The organism is Caldimonas caldifontis (genome assembly GCF_002930615.1).
GTDB classification, from domain to species: Bacteria; Pseudomonadota; Gammaproteobacteria; order Burkholderiales; family Burkholderiaceae_C; genus Caldimonas; species Caldimonas caldifontis.
The window spans coordinates 147312-166997 of record NZ_PSNX01000015.1; the positions used below are offsets into that span (position 1 = coordinate 147312).

At 67.5% G+C, this 19686-nt stretch carries 13 protein-coding genes and 2 pseudogenes; 8 read left to right on the plus strand and 7 right to left on the minus strand.

Annotated features, from left to right (window positions below; all coding sequences use genetic code 11):
- Window positions 1-16: 16 nt before the first annotated feature.
- Together C1704_RS15250 and C1704_RS15255 are read right to left on the minus strand one after the other, a co-directional pair.
- The gene (locus C1704_RS15250) at window positions 17-1468 is read right to left on the minus strand and encodes a NarK family nitrate/nitrite MFS transporter (RefSeq protein WP_104303597.1); all 1452 of its coding nucleotides are present in this window, start codon (window positions 1466-1468) and stop codon (window positions 17-19) included.
- 22 nt (window positions 1469-1490) lie between these two features.
- Complete coding sequence (locus C1704_RS15255; RefSeq protein WP_104303598.1) at window positions 1491-2786, minus strand: MFS transporter; 1296 nt, start codon at window positions 2784-2786, stop codon at window positions 1491-1493.
- Between the two features lie 376 nt (window positions 2787-3162).
- Here C1704_RS15255 and C1704_RS15260 point away from each other — a divergent pair, with 376 nt between their 5' ends.
- From C1704_RS15260 to C1704_RS15295, 8 genes and pseudogenes are all read left to right on the plus strand, one after another.
- Window positions 3163-3420, plus strand: coding sequence for a DUF4212 domain-containing protein (locus C1704_RS15260; RefSeq protein ID WP_104303599.1), 258 nt, complete (start codon window positions 3163-3165; stop codon window positions 3418-3420).
- A gap of 13 nt (window positions 3421-3433) precedes the next feature.
- A complete protein-coding gene (locus tag C1704_RS15265; RefSeq protein WP_104303600.1) occupies window positions 3434-5287 on the plus strand; it encodes a sodium:solute symporter family protein in 1854 nt (617 codons plus the stop codon).
- A 99-nt stretch (window positions 5288-5386) separates the two neighbouring features.
- Window positions 5387-5758, plus strand: coding sequence for a hypothetical protein (locus tag C1704_RS15270; protein ID WP_104303601.1), 372 nt, complete (start codon window positions 5387-5389; stop codon window positions 5756-5758).
- 78 nt (window positions 5759-5836) lie between these two features.
- Complete coding sequence (locus C1704_RS15275) at window positions 5837-6034, plus strand: hypothetical protein (protein WP_104303602.1); 198 nt, start codon at window positions 5837-5839, stop codon at window positions 6032-6034.
- A 4-nt stretch (window positions 6035-6038) separates the two neighbouring features.
- Window positions 6039-8864 carry a sensor histidine kinase gene (locus C1704_RS15280; RefSeq protein WP_104303603.1) on the plus strand — a complete coding sequence of 942 codons (2826 nt, stop codon included), beginning with the start codon at window positions 6039-6041 and terminating at the stop codon, window positions 8862-8864.
- Window positions 8833-9210, plus strand: a complete 378-nt coding sequence (locus C1704_RS15285; RefSeq protein WP_104303604.1) for a response regulator transcription factor — start codon at window positions 8833-8835, stop codon at window positions 9208-9210. The genes C1704_RS15280 and C1704_RS15285 overlap by 32 nt, the downstream gene beginning before the upstream one ends.
- The gene (locus tag C1704_RS15290) at window positions 9207-11360 is read left to right on the plus strand and encodes a 3'-5' exonuclease (RefSeq protein ID WP_104303605.1); all 2154 of its coding nucleotides are present in this window, start codon (window positions 9207-9209) and stop codon (window positions 11358-11360) included. The genes C1704_RS15285 and C1704_RS15290 overlap by 4 nt, the downstream gene beginning before the upstream one ends.
- Before the next feature lie 243 nt (window positions 11361-11603).
- A pseudogene (locus C1704_RS15295) lies at window positions 11604-13252 on the plus strand (methyl-accepting chemotaxis protein).
- Window positions 13253-13271: 19 nt separating this feature from the next.
- Here C1704_RS15295 and C1704_RS15300 read toward each other — a convergent pair.
- The 5 genes and pseudogenes from C1704_RS15300 to C1704_RS15320 all read right to left on the minus strand — a co-directional run.
- On the minus strand, window positions 13272-14759 hold the full coding sequence (locus C1704_RS15300; RefSeq protein ID WP_245876514.1) for a DUF294 nucleotidyltransferase-like domain-containing protein: 1488 nt from the start codon (window positions 14757-14759) through the stop codon (window positions 13272-13274).
- 55 nt (window positions 14760-14814) lie between these two features.
- Window positions 14815-15498 (minus strand): response regulator, encoded by a 684-nt coding sequence (locus C1704_RS15305; protein ID WP_104303607.1) that lies wholly within the window; start codon window positions 15496-15498, stop codon window positions 14815-14817.
- Window positions 15499-15512: 14 nt separating this feature from the next.
- A complete protein-coding gene (locus C1704_RS15310) occupies window positions 15513-17405 on the minus strand; it encodes a type IV pili methyl-accepting chemotaxis transducer N-terminal domain-containing protein (RefSeq protein WP_104303608.1) in 1893 nt (630 codons plus the stop codon).
- 63 nt (window positions 17406-17468) lie between these two features.
- Window positions 17469-17777: an antibiotic biosynthesis monooxygenase family protein gene (locus C1704_RS15315; RefSeq protein WP_104303609.1), complete on the minus strand. Its 309-nt coding sequence runs from the start codon at window positions 17775-17777 to the stop codon at window positions 17469-17471.
- A 35-nt stretch (window positions 17778-17812) separates the two neighbouring features.
- Window positions 17813-19624 (minus strand): annotated as a pseudogene (locus C1704_RS15320) (carboxyl transferase domain-containing protein); the annotation flags it as partial.
- Window positions 19625-19686: the final 62 nt, after the last annotated feature.

Below are 19686 nucleotides of genomic sequence, written 5' to 3' on the forward strand. Positions count from 1 at the left end.
TCCTTGTTCTGTTCGTTCAGCAAGGCATTTCGGCGTGCTTGCGGGCGTAGTACCACCAGGTGATCACGATGCACACGGCATAGAAGACGGCAAAGATCCACAGCGCGGCTTCAGGTCCGCCGGTGGCGGCAATCGAGCTGCCATAGCTCTTGGGAATGAAGAAGCCGCCATAGGCGCCCAAGGCCCCGGCAAAGCCCAGCGCGGCCGCACCTTCGGTATTGCCTTCCTTGAGGGCCTGTGCACGCGCCGCCTCGTCGTCGCTCTTGAGTTCACGCAGCTTCTGATTCAGGAAGATCACCGGGATCATCCGGAAGGTCGAACCGTTGCCGATGCCTGTGGTCAGGAACAGGACCAGGAACATCAGGAAGAAGCCGGTGAAGTTGCCGTCGATGGGGCCGAACGGCAGGACGAAGCCCCCAGTTCCCTTGGGCAGGAAGTACAGCACCCCGATGACAGCCAGAGCCATCACCAAGAAGTTCCAAAGGGTGACAGTGGCGCCGCCGAGCTTGTCGGACAACCAACCACCCACCGGCCGGATCAACGCTCCCACCAGGGGCCCCAGCCAGGCATAGGCCAGCGGATTGACGTCGGGGAACTGGCTCTTGATGAGCAGCGGGAAACCCGCCGCGAAACCGATGAAGGAACCGAAAGTGCCCAGGTAGAGCACGCACATCAACCAGTTGTGCTTGCGTGTGAAGATGGCGGCCTGGGCGGCGAAAGAGGCCTTGGCGTCGGCGATGTCGTTCATGAAGAACCACGCGAGCACGGCAGCAATTGCAATCCAGGGGACCCACACGAAGGCGGCGTTCTGCATCCACACCTGCACCGTGTCGCCCGCCTTGTTGATCATGGTCTGAGGCTCGCCAGCGAGCACACCGAACACCCCCACCGTGATGACCAGTGGTGTAAGGAACTGCACCACGGACACCCCCAGGTTGCCCAGGCCGGCATTGACACCCAGCGCCGAGCCCTTGCGCTCCTTCGGAAAGAAAAAGCTGATGTTGGCCATGCTGGAGCTGAAGTTCCCACCCCCGAGGCCACACAGCAGCGCCAGCGTCAGCATCGTCGGATAGCTGGTGGTCGGGTCCTGCACCGCATAGCCGATACCGATGGCCGGGATCAGCAGCGAGGCCGTCGAGATCGCCGTCCAGCGACGCCCTCCCACGAGGGGCACCATGAACGAGTAGAAGATGCGCAGCGTCGCCCCAGACAAGGCCGGTGCGGCTGCGAGCCAGAAGAGCTGGTTGGTCGAGTACTTGAAGCCCAGGGCTGGGAGGTTCACCGCCACCACACTCCAAAGCTGCCAGATCGCAAAGGCCAGGAACAGCGCAGGCACAGAGATCCACAGGTTGAGCTTGGCGATGGCCTCGCCCTCGCGTTCCCAGAAGGCCTTGTCTTCCGGGGTCCAGACGGTCAGCACCCGGCCCGGACGCGAGGCCCGCGGCGCGTTGCCGGAAGTGGTGTTCATTCGATCCTCCAAGTCGGGCCGCTCAGGCCCGCGCAGGGTTGGCGCCCTGGGCACCGTGAGGGCCCATGAGCTCGGTGCGACGCACCTCGGTGAAGTACATCCAGATGAGGGACACCCACACCACGCCGTAGAGCAGCATGAAGGCGCTGGAGCGGATGCCGGTGAGGTCGAGCAGGGCGCCGAACATGATGGGCAGGATGAAACCGCCCAGGCCGCCCGCCAGCCCGACGATGCCCGAGATGGCGCCGATGTTCTTGGGGTAGTCGTCGCTGATGTACTTGAAGACGCTGGCCTTGCCGAAGGCCCAGGCGATGCCCAGGATGAACATCAGGGCGGTGAAGGCGTACACATTCAGCCCGATGGTGAAGCTGCGCGCGCCGTCCACCGTGAGGACCGTGAACTCCGTCTGGGGATAGCTCAACAGGAAGAGGCAGATCCAGCTCACCCACATCACCCACCAGGTGACGCTGTGGGCGCCGTACTTGTCCGACAGCCAGCCGCCAATGGCGCGCAGCACGCCGCCGGGCAGCGAGAAGCAGGCCGCCAGCAGCGCCGCCACGCGGATGTCCAGGCCGTATTCGCCCACGTAGTACTGCACCATCCACAGACTCAGCGCCACATAACCGCCGAATACGATGCTGTAGTACTGGCAGTACTTCAGCACGCGCGGATCCTTCAGCGCCTTGAGCTGGTCGGTGAACTTGACGTTGCTCGGCACGAGGTGGCTGGGGTCGCTGTGGCTGAAGATCCAGAACAGCACCACCGTGCCCAGCATGATGGCCGCATACACCTGGGGCACCATGGTCCAGCCGAAGGCCACCAGGATCACCGGGGCCACGAACTTGTTGACGGCCGCCCCGGAGTTGCCCGCGCCGTACACGCCCATCGCAAAGCCCTGGCGCTGCTTGGGGAACCAGCGCGCCACGTAGGGCGTGCCCACCGAGAACGAGCCCCCCGCCAGGCCGACGAACAGACCGATCACGATGAAGTGCCAGAACTGCGTGGCATAGGCCATCAGCCAGATGGCCGGCACGGTGCAGGCCATCAGGACGGTCATCACGATGCGCCCGCCGTAGCGGTCGGTCCAGATACCGAGAGGCACCCGCACCAGCGAGCCCGTGAGCACCGGCGTGGCCATCAGCAGGCCGAACTGCGTGGCGTTGAGGTCCAGCGCCTTCTTCAGCGGGATGCCGATGACACCGAACATCATCCACACCATGAAGCACACGGTGAAGGCCAGCGTGCTGACGATCAGCACCGACCAGGCCTTGGCCGGAATGGGGGGGACCGTCGCCGATCCTGCTTGGGGGGCCGCCATGGGGATCACTCCTTGCTCTTCTCCATGGCAGCCACTGTAGGAACCGGGCCGGGCCTTGCCCATCCTTCTGCAAGGCGCCTGCGGCTGTCCGGAAGAACGAGGCGTTTGAGGCGCCCATAGTTCTTCCGAACTATTGACCTTGCACCTCAACGCAGGCGGTTGAAGTTGACACCAGCCTGACATCCCACGTCGCACATGCGGCATCGCCACAGGTGCACGCACGCCGACCCTGGGACTTACCCGCGGCATAAGGTGGCCGTAAGCCTGGGCCACCACATTGCGTCGCAACGGTGCAGGTCAAGAGCTGCAGCGCGATTCGGAGGGCGGCGCCATCACCGCCCGGGATCCCTTTTCACGTTTCGAGAGGAGACGCTCGATGGAAGACAACAACGCAAAGGCCTACTGGTCGGCAACGCTCGGGTTGCTGACCAAGGTGCTGGTGATCTGGGCCGTCGTGTCCTACGGCGCCGGCATCCTGTTCGCCCCGGCCCTCAATGCCATTCATCTGGGGGGCTATCCCCTGGGTTTCTGGTTCGCCCAGCAAGGGTCCATCTACATCTTCATCGCGCTGATCTTCTGGTACGCGAAGAAGATGAAGGACATCGACCGCAAGTTCGGCATGCAAGAAGACTGATCGGGGACGGACCATGGATCTTCAAACGATGACCTACCTGATCGTGGGGCTGAGCTTCGCGATCTACATCGGCATTGCCATCTGGGCACGTGCCGGCAGCACCAAGGACTTCTACGTGGCCGGCGGGGGCGTGCACCCTGTCACCAACGGCATGGCCACGGCCGCCGACTGGATGTCGGCCGCCTCCTTCATCTCGATGGCCGGCCTGATCTCCAACATGGGCTACGGCGGCGCGGTGTTCCTGATGGGCTGGACGGGCGGCTACGTGCTGCTGGCCTGCCTGCTGGCACCGTACCTGCGCAAGTTCGGCAAGTTCACGGTGCCCGAATTCATCGGTGACCGCTACTACTCGCAACTGGCCCGCAACGTGGCCGTGATCTGCCTGCTGGTGGCCTCGATCACCTACATCATCGGCCAGATGACCGGCGTGGGCGTGACCTTCGCGCGCTTCCTGGGCGTGACGAGCGACCAGGGCATCTACATCGGCATGGCCATCGTGTTCGCCTACGCGGTGTTCGGCGGCATGAAGGGCATCACCTACACCCAGGTGGCACAGTACATCGTGCTGATCCTGGCTTACCTGGTGCCGGCCTTCTTCATCTCGCTGAACCTCACCGGCAACTTCCTGCCGCAGCTGGGTCTGGGCTCGAACCTGGCAGGCACCGACGTGTCGCTGCTGGCCAAGCTCGACCAGGTGGTGACGGACCTCGGCTTCGGCCAGTACACGACCACCGCCGCCGGCAGCACCATCAACATGCTGTTCTACACGATCTCGCTGATGATCGGCACGGCCGGTCTGCCCCACGTGATCGTGCGCTTCTTCACCGTGCCCAAGGTGGCCGACGCTCGTTCGTCGGCCGGCTGGGCCCTGGTGTTCATCGCGCTGCTGTACACCACGGCCCCCGCCGTGGGTGCGATGGCCCGCCTGAACCTCTTCGGCACCACCAACACGGCCGTGGGCATCACCCAGAACGAGTCCGGGCAGCTGGTCGTGAACGCCGACGTGGTGAAGGCCAATCCGGACCTCTTCGCCGCCGAATCCAGCCTGGTCTATGAGCAACGCCCGGAATGGATGAAGCGCTGGGAGAAGACCGGCCTGCTGAAGTGGGAGGACAAGAACGGCGACGGCCGCATCCAGTTCTACAACAGCGCCACCAAGAACCCCGAGGTGCTGGCCAAGGCCGAAGCCGCCGGGTGGAAGGGCAACGAGCTGACGGTGAACGCCGACATCATCGTGCTGGCCAACCCCGAGATCGCGCAGCTGCCCAACTGGGTGATCGCGCTGGTCGCCGCCGGGGGCCTGGCCGCTGCGCTGTCCACGGCTGCCGGCCTGCTGCTGGCCATCTCCTCGGCCATCTCGCATGACCTGATCAAGGGGGCCATCAAGCCCGACATCAGCGAGAAGGGTGAACTGCTGGCGGGCAAGATCGCCATGGCCGGTGCCATCTTCGTGGCCGGCTACCTGGGTCTGAACCCGCCTGGCTTCGCGGCCGGCACGGTGGCGCTGGCCTTCGGCATCGCCGCCTCGACGATCTTCCCGGCCCTGATGATGGGGATCTTCAGCAAGACGGTGACCGACAAGGGTGCTAGCGCCGGCATGCTCGCGGGCCTGGCCGTGACCCTGTTCTATGTGTTCGCGCACAAGGGCATCTTCTTCATCCCCGGCACGGACTACCTGGGCCTGATCGGCGGCGCCAACAGCTTCTTCACCATCACCCCCGAGGCCTTCGGCACCGTGGGCGCGATCGTGAACTTCGCCGTGGCCTTCCTGGTCAGCAAGATGTCGGCCCCCGTGCCTGCGCACATCGCTGCGATGGTGGACGCGGTGCGCACGCCCAAGGGTGCCGGCGCAGCCACCGGCCACTGAGCCTCAGAACCTGCGGGCGGCCCTCACCGCCCAGGCATCGACCCCGCCGGCTGTCCGGCGGGGTTTTTTGTTGAGACAATCAGCGCGTAGACCTGAGCCATGAGCATCTTCATCATCAACTGGATCTTCCTGCTGGCGCTGATCCCGGTGGCCTTCTTCTGGCTGCGGCGCGCCTGGCGCATCGGGGTGCGCCGGGATTTTTCGGAAGTCGCCCTCAAGAAGGGTCTGCCGCCGCCCGACGCCGAACGCTATGCGCCCTACGAAATGATCATCAACCTGCTGGGCGGGGGGGTGCTGGTGGCCGTGCTGGTGGCCGTGCTCGGCTTTCAGGCCCTGGCCCACGAGGACTGGATCGCCATCGCCGGCTCGACCCTGTGGATCAAGCTGTTTGCCTCGTTTGCCCTGAGCCGCCAGGCCCATGGCCTGGGCCCGGCCCGCAAGCCCAAGACCAAGCCCGGCGGAACCCCGTAAGGCGCGGGTCAGAGGACGGGGCACAATAGTCCCGAAAGGCCTGCACCCAGTAGCGGCCCACCGCCCGAGGAGACACCGATGTTCAAGAGCCTGGGGGCGCAACGGCTGGTGTTCCTGTTCTTCGCCGGCTGGCTGTCGCTGAACTTTCCCCTGATGGCGCTGTGGGACCGCGAGGCCACGGTGCTGGGTGTGCCGCTGTTCCCGGTGGCCCTGTTCCTGGTGTGGGCCGTGCTCATCGCGGCCACGGCCTGGCTGGTCGAGCGCATGGACGACTGACGCCGTGCTCAGCGCCCCGCTGGTCATCGTTGCAGCCTTTGCCTACCTGCTGCTGCTGTTTGCGGTGGCCTATCACGGCGACCGCCGGGCTGCGGAGGGCCGCTCCATCATCGGCAATGCCTGGATCTACACCCTGTCGCTGGCGGTGTACTGCACGGCCTGGACGTATTTCGGCAGTGTGGGCCGCGCCGCCGGCTCGGGGGTGTGGTTCCTGCCCATCTACCTCGGGCCCACGCTGGCCATGGTGCTGGCCTGGATGGTGGTGCGCAAGATGATCCGCATCGCCAAGACCTACCGCATCACCTCCATCGCCGACTTCATCGCCAGCCGCTACGGCAAGAGCCCCACACTGGCCGGCATGGTGACGCTGATCACCGTGGTGGGCATCGTCCCCTACATCGCCTTGCAGCTCAAGGCCATCTCGGTGGGCTACGGGCTGCTGACCCAGCCGCTGGTCTCGCCGCTGGGGCCCCCTTCGGTGGCCGGCCAACCCTGGTGGCGGGACACAGCCCTCTATGTGGCCCTCGTGCTGGCGGGTTTCACCATCGTCTTCGGCGCACGCCACCTTGACAGCACCGAGCGCCACGAAGGCATGGTGGCAGCCATCGCCTTCGAGTCGGTGGTCAAGCTGCTGGCCTTCCTGGCCGTGGGGGCCTTTGTCACCTGGGGCCTGTACGACGGCCTGGGCGACCTCTTCGGCCGGGCACTCGCCGACCCCGAACTCGCGCCGCTGCTCAGTCCTTCGCAAGGCGCCGCTCAGGGCACGGGGTTTGCCTACGGGTCGTGGTTCGCCCTCACGCTGCTGTCCATGCTGTCGGTCATCTTCCTGCCGCGCCAGTTCCAGGTGATGGTGGTCGAGAACGTGGATGAAAACCACCTCAAGCGCGCGGCCTGGGCCTTTCCGGCCTACATGCTGCTCATCAACCTTTTCGTGCTGCCCATCGCCCTGGGCGGGCTCATGCTCTTCGAGCGCGGCAGCATGAACCCCGAGGGCTTCCTGATCTCGCTGCCGCTCACCCAGGGCCAGCAGGCCCTGGCCCTGCTGGCCTTCATCGGGGGCCTGTCGGCGGCCACGGGCATGGTCATCGTGGAGGCGATCGCCGTGTCCACCATGGTGTGCAACGACCTCATCATGCCCTGGCTGCTGCGTCTGCGCCGGTTCCGGGCGCGCTCGGGCGGCGACCTCACGGGCGTGCTGCTGGGCATCCGGCGCTCGGCCATCGTGGCCATCCTGCTGCTGGGCTATCTCTATTTCCACCTCGCGGGCGAAGCCTACGCCCTGGTGAGCATCGGGCTGATCAGCTTTGCCGCCGTGGCACAGTTCGCCCCGGCCATGCTGGGGGGCATGTACTGGAAGGGCGGCACCCGGGAAGGGGCGATGGCGGGCCTGGCGCTGGGCTTTTCGTTGTGGGTGTACACCCTGCTGCTGCCTTCTTTCGTCAAATCGGGCTGGCTGGACACCTCGCTGCTCGAACGCGGGCCCTTCGGCTGGGAACTGCTCAAGCCCGAGGCCCTGCTCGGGGTGAGCGGGCTGGACTACCTCACCCATTCGCTGTTCTGGAGCCTGCTGGCCAATGTCGGGGCCTATGTGGCGGTTTCCCTGTGGCGACGCCCCTCTGCCCATGAAACCAGCCAGGCCCTGCTCTTTGTGGAGGTCTTCGACCGCACCCAGGCCACGCGGCCGGTGTTCTGGCGCGGCCGCGCCCAGGTGGCCGACCTGCTGCCCCTCGTGGCCCGTTTCCTCGGCCCGGCCCATGCCCGGCGCCTGTTCGAAGACTACGCGCGCCAGATGGGGGTGACACGGATCGAAGACCTGCCCGCCGATGCCCGCCTCGTGCAGTATGTGGAAACCCAGCTCGCCGGCGCCATCGGCAGCGCCTCGGCCCGGGTGATGGTGGCTTCGGTGGTGGAAGAAGAAACCCTGGATCTGGACGACGTGATGCGCATGCTGGAGGAAACCTCGCAGCTGCGGGCGCATTCGCGTGAGCTGGAAGACAAGTCCCGCTCACTGGAGCGGGCCACGGCCGAACTGCGCGAGGCCAACGAACAGCTCAAGAGCCTGGACCGGCTCAAGGACGACTTCATGTCCTCCGTGACCCATGAACTGCGCACACCGCTCACCTCCATCCGTGCGCTGTCGGAGCTCATGCTGGACGACGCCGACATGGACCGCGCCCAGCGCCAGCAGTTCCTGGGCATCATCGTCACCGAGACCGAGCGCCTGACCCGCCTGGTGAACCAGGTGCTCGACATGGCCAAGATCGAGTCCGGCCATGCGGAATGGCACCCCAGCGACGTCGATCTGAGCGCCCTGCTGGAGCAGGCCGTGCAGACCACGCGCGAGCTGTTCCACGAGCGCGGTGCCCAGGTGCACCTGGACGTGCCTGCCGGCCTGCCGCCGCTGCGCACCGACCGTGACCGGCTTACCCAGGTGATGCTGAACCTCCTCACCAATGCTGCGAAGTTCGTGCCCCAGGGCCAGGGACGCGTCGATGTGCGCGTGCGGCCCGATGCGCGGGGTGTGGAGGTGGAGGTGCAAGACAACGGCCCCGGGGTGCCCGAAGACCTGCGCGCCACGGTGTTCGAGAAGTTCCGCCAGGGCGGCGACGAGAGCATCCGCCGCCAGGGCACCGGCCTGGGCTTGCCCATCAGCCGCCAGATCGTGGAGCATTTCGGCGGCCGCATGTGGCTGCGCGAAGACCTCGACGCAGGGGCCTGCTTCTGCCTGTGGCTGCCCTGGACGCCCCCTGCCGAAGCGCTTGCACCGATTTCACAAGAACCATCGACCGGAGACAAGCATGCCAGCGAAGATCCTCATCGCGGACGATGAGCCCAACATCCTGCTGTCGCTCGAATACCTGATGAAACGCGAGGGCTACGAGGTGAGCCTGGCGCGTGACGGCCAGGAAGCCCTGGACGCCATCCGGGCCGCGCCCCCTGCGTTGGTGCTGCTCGACGTCATGATGCCGCGCAAGAGCGGCTTCGAGGTGTGCCAGGAGGTGCGGGCCGACGAAGGGCTGCGGGGCGTGCGCATCCTCATGCTCACGGCCAAGGGGCGCGACACCGATGTCGCCAAGGGCCTGGCCCTCGGCGCTGACGCCTACATGACCAAACCCTTCTCCACCAAGGAGCTCGTCAGCAAGGTGCACGAGATGCTGGAGGCCCAAGGTTCGTGAAGTTCGACCGCCGTTTCGTCGTCGCCGTCCTGGCCTTTGCCGTGGCCCTGCTGTCATGGGGTGGCATGAGCCTGGCCCTGGTCCTGTCCACCGTGGACGATGCACAGCGTGAGCTGCTGCGCACCGTGCTCATCGAGCGGTCGCCGCTGGTGGCAATGGCCTTCCTGGTCACGCTGGGGGCCGTCGTCCTGATGCTGCGCCCCGTGTACCGGCGCTGGATCACCGCCGCCGGCCGGTTGGCTGAGGACACCCAGACCCTGATCGGCACCGGGGTGATGCGCGAGATCACTCCGCGCGGCAGCGCAGAGCTGCGCGCGCTCACCACCGTCATCAACGAACTGGTGCGCCAGCGCGCCCGCCTGCGGGAGGACATGGCCCAGCAGGTGCGCCAGGCCAGCGAACGCATCGAGCAGGAGCGCTCGCGCCTGGCGGCCCTGATGGCCGAACTCACCCAGGCCGTGGTGGTGTGCAACCTCGATGGCCGGGTGCTGCTCTACAACGCCCGCGCGCGCAGCCAGTTCCGCGCGCTCTCCTCCAACCCCACCCTGGCCGACGGTGCCGAACTCATCGGCCTGGGCCGCTCCATCTACACCGTCATCGACCGGCGGCTGGTGGCCCACGCCCTGGACACCGTGCGCCGTCACATGGCGCGCAACCATCCGCAACCGTCCTCCCAGTTCGTCACTGCCACACCCACCGGACAGTTGCTGCGGGTGCAGATGACCCCCGTGCGCGACAGCTCGGAGACCGGGCTGGGCGGCTTCCTGCTGATGCTGGAGAACATCACCGAAGACTTCGAGGCCGAGAGCGAGCGCGACCGCCTGCTGCACGACCTCACCGAAGGCAGCCGGGCGTCGCTGGCCAGCCTGCGGGCAGCCGTGGAAGTGCTCGAGGATCCGGCCCTGGACAACGCCCTGCGTGAACGCTTCCAGCGCGTCATCCGCGACGAGACCGAGGGCATGACGCGCCGCCTGGCGCTGCTGGCCAGCCGCACCACCGAGTCGCGCAAGACCCGCTGGCCGCTGGAAGAAATGCTGGGGGCCGATTTCGTCGCCGTGGCCCAGCAGCGCATCGAGTCGGCGCACTCGGTGCGTGTGAGCCCGTCCGAAGTGGACGGGGCCGTGTGGCTGCGGGTGGACAGCTTCTCGCTGCTGCAGGCCGTGAGCTACCTGGCCGGCCGGCTGGTGGATGAATACCAGGTGCGCTATGTGCAGCTGCGCCTGGCCCCGGCAGGCGCGCACGCCCACCTGGACCTCATCTGGCCCGGCCAGGCCATGAGCACCGAAACCGTGATGGGCTGGGAACTCGACCCCATGCGCAGTGGCACCGACGCCTCACCGCTGACCCTGCGCGAGGTGCTGGACCGCCACGACGCCGAGTTCTGGTTCGAGCGCGACCGCGCGCGCAACCAGATCTTCTTCCGCTTCCTGCTGCCCCAGGCCCTGCCCCCCGAGGATCAGCCGGCGCCCCCCCTGGCACTCACAGAGAGCCGGCCCGAGTACTACGACTTCGACCTCTTCCAGAGCAGCGAATCCACCGAAGAACTGGCCGATCGCAGGCTCGTGGACCTCGTCTACACCGTCTTCGACACCGAGACCACCGGCCTGGAGCCCTCGGCCGGCGACGAGATCATCCAGATCGGCGCGGCGCGCATCGTCAACGGCAAGCTGCTGCGCCAGGAGTGCTTCGAACAGCTCGTGGACCCGCAGCGCTCCATTCCGGCCGCCAGCATCCCCATCCACGGCATCACGCCCGAGATGGTGCTGGGCCAGCCCACCATCGACACGGTGTTGCCGGCCTTCCACGCCTACGCACGCGACACCGTGCTCGTGGCGCACAACGCCGCCTTCGACATGCGCTTCCTGCAGCTCAAGGAAGCCCGCACCGGGGTGCGTTTCGATCAGCCCGTGCTCGACACCCTGCTGCTGTCGGCCCTGGTGCACCCCCATCAGGAATCCCACAAGCTCGAAGCCATCGCCGAGCGTCTGGGGGTGACCGTCTTCGGCCGCCACACCGCCCTGGGCGACGCCATCGTCACGGCCGAGATCTTCCTCAAGCTCATCCCCCTGCTGGCCGCCCAGGGCATCCACACCCTCGGCCAGGCGCGTGAGGCAGCCAAGAAGACGTTCTACGCGCGGATCAGCTATTGAATGTGAGGTTTTCCCTCATTCCCGCCCCCCAAAGCTTCAGCCTGCCTGAATGCGGACGATAAGCGCACGATGACGCCGGTGTGACACGTCGCGATCGTGATGCATCGCACGATCTTGGCGCGTCAGCGCCGGGTTCGCGAAGACGCCCCTTGAGAACTGTCCAGAACAGCCGATAGCACGATGGTGTTGTCCTCGCCCCCCTGACGGGCAGGCCAGGCTTTCGTTTCCAAGGAGTGGATCCCCATGAAGAAGCTACAAGGGCTGCGTGTGGGCACGCAGCTGATCGGCGGGTTCGTCATCGTGAGCGTGATCGGCGGCCTGATCGGCGCCGTCGGCCTGTGGCGGTCGATGCAGATGAACGACTTTGCACAGCAGATGTACAGCCAGCAGGTGGTGGGTCTGAACGCCGCCGCCGAAACCGCGCTGCTGCTTCAGTCGGTCAACCGCGCCACGTCCAACGCCGTATTCTCGGACACCCTGTCCGACCGCAAGACCCAGATGGACGCCGCCGCCGATCTGATCAAGCAGACGCAGGCTTCGCTGGATCGCACCGAAGGCTACTTTTCGACCGAGGTGGGGCGCCAGCAGGTGCAGGAGGCTCGCAAAGGATTGGAAAACGTACGTCTGGCTGTGACGGAAACCCTCACGCGCCTGGAGAGCGAACCCCCCGGCGAGGCCTGGACGGCCGCCGACATGCTGCGCTCAGAGCTTCGCCCGGCCGTCGATGCGGCCGAGAAGTTGCTTACAGCCCTGAAGGCTCGCAAGCAGGAGAATGCCGCCGATCTGGCCGAGGCCACCTCGGCCGCTTTCGCCAGCGGGCGCTCCGCCATGATTGCCCTGACGCTGGGTGGGGTGGTGGTCGGCCTCGGCCTGGGCGTGTGGCTCACGCGCAGCCTGACGCGTCAGCTCGGGGGTGAGCCGGCCGATGTGGCCGCCGTGGCCACGGCCATCTCCCACGGTGATCTGACCAGCGCGATCGACATCTCGCGTGCCGGGCGTGGCAGCGTCGTGTACGCAATGCACACGATGCAGGAGTCGCTGCGCAAGGTGGTGGGCACCGTGCGCATGGGCAGTGACCACATCGCCACCGGCTCCACGCAGATCGCCACCGGCAACGCCGACCTGTCTCAGCGCACCGAGGAACAGGCCAGCAACCTGCAGCAGACCGCGGCGTCGATCGAGCAGCTGGCCAGCACCGTGCAGCACAACGCCGAAACCGCGCGTCAGGCCGCCCAGTTGGCCGGCGTGGCCAGCGACGTGGCGGCCAAGGGCGGACACGTGGTGGGCGAGGTGGTGCACACCATGGGCGAGATCAACGCCTCGTCCAAGAAGATCGCCGACATCATCGGCGTCATCGACGGCATCGCCTTCCAGACCAACATCCTCGCCCTGAACAGGGCCGTGGCTTCGCCGTCGTCGCCGGCGAGGTGCGCAACCTCGCCCAGCGCTCGGCCCAGGCCGCCAAGGAGATCAAGAGCCTGATCCAGGCGAGCGTGGAAAAGGTGGAAGCGGGCAGCGGCCTGGTGGACCAGGCGGGCCAGACCATGAGCGACATCGTGGCCCAGGTGAAGCGCGTGACCGACCTGATCCAGGAGATCAGCGCGGCCACCACGGAGCAGACCTCGGGCCTGGGCCAGATCAACAACGCGGTCAGCCAGCTCGACCAGGTGACGCAGCAGAACGCCGCCCTGGTGGAAGAATCGGCCGCGGCCGCCGACAGCCTGGCCCAGCAGGCCCAGCGCCTGGTGGAAGCCGTGGCCCAGTTCAAGCTGAGCGAACACGAGGCGGCCCAGGCCATCGCCCGGGCCCAGGCGTCCAGCCTGGAGGCGACCGCGTCCTCGCCTTCCTCGTCTGCCGCCGAAGGCGACGAGGCCGGCTGGCGAGCGCACTGATGCACCGCTGAGCCGGGTGCTAGAACCGCCCGGCCTGGAAGCGCTGCTCCAGCACGCTCTGCAGGGTGTGAACGACCCCGAAGGCGTCCTTGAGCTGACTGCGTTCGAAGTTGGACAGGCTGTCGACCACGAGGAAGTTGTCGGGAGGCTGTCCTTGCGTCATCTGGCGGGCCTGGTGGCGGATGCGCAGCACGGCCAGGAACTCCAGCGTCTGGCGCAGGTCGCGCACGCCGTCGGCGCTGATCTCGCCGCTGTCGGCGGCGCGCTGCAGGCGGTCCTGGGTGTTCACCTCTTCCAGCGCACCGGCCAGCGCGTAGATGCGGGCCAGATCCACGATGGGCACGATGCCGGTGTGCTTGAGGTCGATGGCGCCCCGGTGCTCGCCACTGCGAATGGGTGAGATGCCGCCGAACAGCCCGCGCGGCGGCCGGTGCGCCAGGGCGTTGCCCACCATGTAGGCCAGGAAGATGCCGTTGCCGCGCGTGCGCTCGAGCATGTCGCGGCGCAGGCTGTTCAGCAGCGCGGCCTGCCCATGCACCAGGCGCAGGTCGAAGAACACGCAGGTGAGCATCAGCGCCTTGGGCTCGGGCTCGTCGATCCACTGGTGGAAGTACTGGCGCCAGCGGCTCCAGGGTTGGCGCCAGGCCGGCGTCATGGCCATCATCTCGCCCGGGCAGTGCACATAGCCGCAGGCGTTCAGCCCATCACACACGAATCGCGCCAAGGCCTCGAAGTAGGCGCCGTGGCGGGCCTCGTCGTAGGTGTCGTCGAGCACCAGGCAGTTGTCCTGGTCGGTCTTGGCGGTCTGCTCGCAGCGGGCCTGGGAGCCGGCGGCCACCCAGGCGTAGTCCACCGGCGGCGGCCCCAGGCGTGCCTCGGCCAGCTGGATGAGCCGGGTGGTGAAGGCATCGGTGACCGCGGTGATCAGGTGCCCGGTCGCATGGGCCGAAGCATCGGCCGCCGCCAGGTGGCGCTGCAGTTCGGGCAGGCGCCGGCTCACACGCACCAGGCCCTCGAGGTCGGGCTGCTTGCAGACCTCTCCCACCAGATAGACCGCCGAGGTGCCGTGGCGCTCGGTGAGGTCGCGCGCCGTGACGAGCCCCGTGACGCGTTCGCCGTCGGTCAGGGGCAGATGGTGCACGTTGTGACGCGCCATGAGCATCAGTGCCTCGATGGCCGGCCTGCGCTCGTCCAGGGTGAGCGGTGCGAGCGTGGCGATGTCCATCACGGGGCGCGAGGTGTCCAGCCCGGCAGCCACCACCCGGTTGCGCAGGTCGCGGTCGGTGACCAGGCCAAACAGGCGGCCTTGCTCCACCACCAGCACGGAAGACACCTGGCGCTCCTGCATCAGCTGGGCCGCCTCGCGTACGCTGGCCGAAGGGGATACCGCCACGGGATCGCGCCAGCGCAAGGCCGAGAGCGGCTCGCTCAGCAGGTGGAGGTGCTGTTCCTGGCCGCCAGGTGCGGCGGACACCAGCTCGTCGAGGTCGGTCGATGGCGCTTGCATGGGCTCCATCATCGCCGCTGCGCAGCGTTTCGGCCAGTGCCCGGGGTGACCCAAATCAAGCTCGCTGGCGCTCGCTGGCATACACGGCCGCCTGAACGCGCGAACTGAGGCCCAGCTTGCGCAGGATGTGCTGCACGTGGATCTTGACCGTGGTCTCGGCGATGCCCAGCTCGCGGGCGATCTCCTTGTTGCTGGCACCTCGCGCGATGAGGCTCAGGATCTCGCGCTCGCGCGGTGAGAGGCTGTCCAGCGGCTCGGGCGGCACCTCGGCCGTCGTCGGGGCGGCCGCAGGCGCGGCATGTAGGGCCTGGAAGGCGGCCACGAGCTTGGCCGTGAGTTCGGGGCTCACGACCGACTCCCCCGCCACCGTGCGCTCGATGGCGCGCACGAGGTCGGGGCCGTCGATGGTCTTGAGCACATAGCCCCGCGCCCCGGCCTTCAGCGCGGCCGACAGGTCCTGCTCGTCTTCACTCACGGTGAGCATCAGCACCTGCGCCCCGGGGGCCACCTCCCGCAGCCCGGCCAGGGCATCCACACCCTTCACGCCCGGCAGGTGGTTGTCGAGCAGGATGAGATCGGGTTGAAGTTCGCGTGCACGGCGCTGGGCCTCGCTGGCATCGCCGGCCTCGCCCACGACTCGCAGACGGTCCTCCAGACCGAGCAAGGCCACCAGCCCGCGACGAAAGAGCACGTGGTCATCAACAACCAGCAGGCGGATGGGAGACGTGTTGTCGGACATGGGCAATGGGTGCATCAGGCCGCCAGGGCCTGTGTCGATGTCGTGGGCAGCGTCAGGGTCACGCGGGTGCCCTGTCCGGGCTCGGCCTGCACCGCCACAGTGGCGCCGATGCGGGCCGCACGTTCGCGCATGATGTGCAGGCCGACATGGGTCTCGTCCAGGTGCTGGCCGTTCGCGTCGAAGCCGACGCCGTCGTCACGCACCGTGAAGCGCCAGACCGGCGCCTGCTCCACGTCCACCCACACTTCACGGGCATGCGCGTGCTTGCGCACATTGGACAAGGCTTCCTGCACCACATGCAGCACCTGGATCTGCACATCGGCATCCAGGGGCAGGCCATGGCCGTGCATCGCCAGGTGAGCGCGCAGGCCGCTCTGGTGTTCGAACTTCTGCAAGGTGGTGCGCAAGGCCGGCTCGATGCTTTCGCCATTGGCACGGGTGCGGAAATGCAGCAGCAGTTCACGCACGTCGTTGTAGCTCTCGCGCACACCGGCATCGAGCTCACTCAGCACCCGCTCGACGCCAGGATCGTCGCCGCGCCGCATGGCGTCACGCAGCAACTGGACCTGGATCTTCAGGAAGGCCAGCGACTGGGCAATGGAGTCATGCAGTTCCTGCGCCAGCAGGCTGCGTTCCTGGGCCACGGCCGCCTCCTTGCCCAGCGCCTCGGCCCGCAGGCCCTCCATCGCGCCAGCCAGGTGGGCCGCCAGGGCTTCCAGCAAGGATCGTTCATCGGCGCCCAGGGCCGTCTCTTCCCGGAAGAAGAGGTCCACTTCGCCCAGCAGGCGATGCTGCAGGCGCACCGGCACCGACACCAGGGTCTGGTAGCCCGCCTGGGCGCAATGATCGAGCACCGGCTGCGCCACGTTGGCCGGACGCAGCTGAATGGGAATCACGCGAGTCGTCGCGCCTTCCAGGGCCTGGCCGCAATGGCAGCTCCCGGTCTGAACGCACTGCTCCTGTTCCGTCATGAAGTGAGGCAGGCAGTCACCCGCCAGCAGGAGGTAGCGCTGGTTGGCCTCATCCGACCAGCGCACAGCCACCGCATCGGCCCGCGCGATGCGCCGCACCTGCTGCGCGAAGCGCCGGGCCAGTTCATCAAGCGTGGTGGCCTCAGCCATCATGGCGCTGGTTTCGTACAACGCGGCCAGGCGCTCGCGCTGCTGCTGCAACCGCGCCGTCTTCTCGGCCACCTTGTTCTCGAGGTTGGCATACAAGGCCTGCAGGGTCTCGGCCATGCGGTTGAAGCCTTGGGCCAGATGGTCGAACTCGGCGCTGGATCGTTCCTCCACGCGCACGGCGAAATCCTGGGCCTGCACCTGCTGCAGACCGCGCTGCAGACGGTTCACCGGGTTGAGCACCAGGAGGTAGCCCGCATACAGCATCGCAATGCCCACCGCCAGCGCCAGGGCCAGAATGCCCAGCTGCACGGCATGCAAGATGGCGGTCCACAGCGAGAGCTGGTACTCGATGCCGGCCACCAATCCATCGATGGCAGCCACGAAGCGATCCACCTCCTCGGTGTTGCCGGAAGGCTGCACCCCGGTTCTCCAGTGCTCGCGCAGGAGCATCCACTGGCTCTGAACGGACTCGAAACTCTCACGCGTGGCCTCGCTCCAGGGCACGAACAGCGGGCGCGAAGGATCGCCCGTGCGCAGCAGCGCCAGCCCCTCGTCGAAGCGCTGCAGCCGGGCCTCGATCTGGGCGGCCGGCACCTGGCGCTCGACCTCCAGCGCCAGCTGGTAGCTCTTCATGCGCAGCCGCCCCGCCTCATTGACGGCCGCAGCACCGCCCTCGATCTGCCAGGTGATCCACAGCGTCAGGCCAATGGACGTGAGCGCAGCCAGCAGGAAGCCCGTGCACAGCAGCACGAGCTTGGTGGACAAGGTCCAGGAGCGGTGTCTCATGGCGCCACTCTAGGCAAGGCAGCACCCGCATGGCTTGACTCAGATCAAGCCGTCAAGCCCTCGTCAGGCGGAGCCCGATTTCCCCAGCAGGGTGAAGTGCTCCACCTGGGGCGGCGAGGCGAAGAAGGGCCCCACGATGGCCCGCCACTGGGCAAAGGCCTCCGACTGGCGGAAGTCCACCGTGTGGTTCTCCAGCGTGTCCCAGAAGATCATCAGCAGGTAGCGCTCGGGCGACTCCATGCCCTTGTTGACCTTGTAGCCGCGGAAGCCCTTCGAATGGGCGATCACGGTGTCCAGCCCCCGCTGGATGGCCTCGTCGAAAGCGGCCTGCTGGCCGGGATGGATGCGGATGTCGGCGACTTCGAGGATCATGCGGGGCTCCGGGGTGACAAGCCGCCCATCTTAGGTCACCACGCGTCCACGTAACGACCGCCCGGCTCGCCCACCTTCGCCGAGGCCAGCCCCCGCGCCAGCCAGTCGCGCGTGTCGGCCGGGTCGATCACCGTGTCGATCTCCAGCGTCTGCGCGATGTTCAGCGCCGCGCCACGGGCCACCTGTTCGGCCAGCAGGCGCTCGAAGAGGGCCTCGCGTGCCGGGCCTTCGGGCTGGGCCTCCAGCTCCTTGCGGTAGCCCAGGCGCACCGCACCCTCCAGGCCCATGGCCCCGAACTCGCCGGTGGGCCAGGCGGCCGTGGCCATGGGCGCATGCAGACTGCCGCCGGCCAGGGCCATCGCCCCCAGGCCGTAGGCCTTGCGCAGCACCACGGCCAGCCAGGGCACGCGCTTGCGCGCCGCAGCCAGGAAGAGCCGGCTCACGTGGCGCACCTGGGCCTGGGCTTCGGCCTGCGGGCCCACCAGGAAGCCCGGGGTGTCGATGAGCGAGACGATGGGCAGGCCGTGCACGTCGCACAGCTGCACGAAGCGCGCGGCCTTGTCGGCGGCGTCAGCGTCGATGGCGCCGCCCAGGTGGCCTGGGTTGCTGGCCAAGAGGCCGACCGGGCGGCCTTCGATGCGGGCCAGGGCGGTGAGCACACTGCGGCCAAACCCCTCGCGCAACTCCAGCAGCGAACCGGCATCGGCCACACCGCGCATCACGGCACGCACGTCATAGGCCCGCACGCGGCTCTCGGGCACGGCCTCGCGCAGGGCCAGCGGGTCGATCCAGTCCCATTCGCTGACCCGGCCCTGGAAGAAGGACAGGTAGTGGCGCGCTGCGTGCACCGCGGCCGCCTCGTCTTCGACCAGCACATCGATCACGCCATTGCGCGACTGGATCTCGCTCGGCCCGATCTCCTCGGGGCGGTAGACGCCCAGGCCACCCCCTTCGATCATGGCGGGCCCCCCCATGCCGATGTTGCTGCTGCGGGTGGCGATGATCACGTCGCAGCAGCCCAGCAAGGCCGCGTTGCCAGCAAAGCAGCGTCCGGCGGCGATGCCCACCACCGGCACCTGGCCCGACAGCCGGGCGTGGCTGGCGAAGGTGGACAGGTGCAACCCAGCCACCACCGGCCAGTCGGTGTCACCCGGGCGGCCACCGCCGCCCTCGGCAAACAGCACCACCGGCAGCCGCTGCTCGAGCGCCACGCCCAGCAGGCGGTCGGTCTTCTGGTGGTTGCGCGCGCCCTGGGTGCCGGCCAGCACGGTGGCGTCGTAGGCCATCACCACGCAGCGCGACGCCTCTTCGCCGAACCACGCGCTGTTGACCGAGCCGATGCCGGTGACGATGCCGTCGGCGGGTGTATGGCGCTGCAGGTCGTCGAGGCTGCGACGGCTGCTCTGCGCGGCAATGGCCAACGCGCCGTACTCCACGAAGCTGCCTGGGTCGCACAGGTCGGCGATGTTCTCGCGCGCGGTGCGCAGGCCCAGCGCATGGCGCCGGGCCACGGCCTCGGGGCGGGCAGCGTCCTCGGTGAGCGAGTGGCGATCGAACAGGGCCTGGAGGTCGGCGCGCGGGCCCGTGTGGGCGGCCGGCACGTCCGTCGCCACGTCGCTTTCGGCCAATGCAGCGCCGCCGTCACCGACCGGTCCCAGCCGCAGCAGGGCATCGCCTTCGGCCACGAGGTCGCCCACGGTCACGAGCCACTCGTGCACCACGGCGTCGGCCGGCGCGCAGATCTCGTGCTCCATCTTCATCGCTTCGAGCACCAGCAGCGGCTGGCCGGCGCGCACGGGCTCGCCGGGCCGGACGAGGAATTCCACCAGCGTGGCACTGGTGGGGGCATGCAGGAAGGAGGTGACACTCATGGCGTGATCGTCGTGGGGCAGGTCCTGCTTTATCCCCC

What these genes read in the sequence shown, in the direction of transcription:
- C1704_RS15300 (WP_245876514.1), bottom strand. Translation starts at nt 14,759, where the DNA reads ATGCAAGCGCCATCGACCGACCTCGACGAGCTGGTGTCCGCCGCACCT.
- C1704_RS15310 (WP_104303608.1), bottom strand. Translation starts at nt 17,405, where the DNA reads ATGAGACACCGCTCCTGGACCTTGTCCACCAAGCTCGTGCTGCTGTGC.
- C1704_RS15260 (WP_104303599.1), top strand. Translation starts at nt 3,163, where the DNA reads ATGGAAGACAACAACGCAAAGGCCTACTGGTCGGCAACGCTCGGGTTG.
- C1704_RS15305 (WP_104303607.1), bottom strand. Translation starts at nt 15,498, where the DNA reads ATGTCCGACAACACGTCTCCCATCCGCCTGCTGGTTGTTGATGACCAC.
- C1704_RS15255 (WP_104303598.1), bottom strand. Translation starts at nt 2,786, where the DNA reads ATGGCGGCCCCCCAAGCAGGATCGGCGACGGTCCCCCCCATTCCGGCC.
- C1704_RS15315 (WP_104303609.1), bottom strand. Translation starts at nt 17,777, where the DNA reads ATGATCCTCGAAGTCGCCGACATCCGCATCCATCCCGGCCAGCAGGCC.
- C1704_RS15270 (WP_104303601.1), top strand. Translation starts at nt 5,387, where the DNA reads ATGAGCATCTTCATCATCAACTGGATCTTCCTGCTGGCGCTGATCCCG.
- C1704_RS15285 (WP_104303604.1), top strand. Translation starts at nt 8,833, where the DNA reads ATGCCAGCGAAGATCCTCATCGCGGACGATGAGCCCAACATCCTGCTG.
- C1704_RS15275 (WP_104303602.1), top strand. Translation starts at nt 5,837, where the DNA reads ATGTTCAAGAGCCTGGGGGCGCAACGGCTGGTGTTCCTGTTCTTCGCC.
- C1704_RS15250 (WP_104303597.1), bottom strand. Translation starts at nt 1,468, where the DNA reads ATGAACACCACTTCCGGCAACGCGCCGCGGGCCTCGCGTCCGGGCCGG.
- C1704_RS15265 (WP_104303600.1), top strand. Translation starts at nt 3,434, where the DNA reads ATGGATCTTCAAACGATGACCTACCTGATCGTGGGGCTGAGCTTCGCG.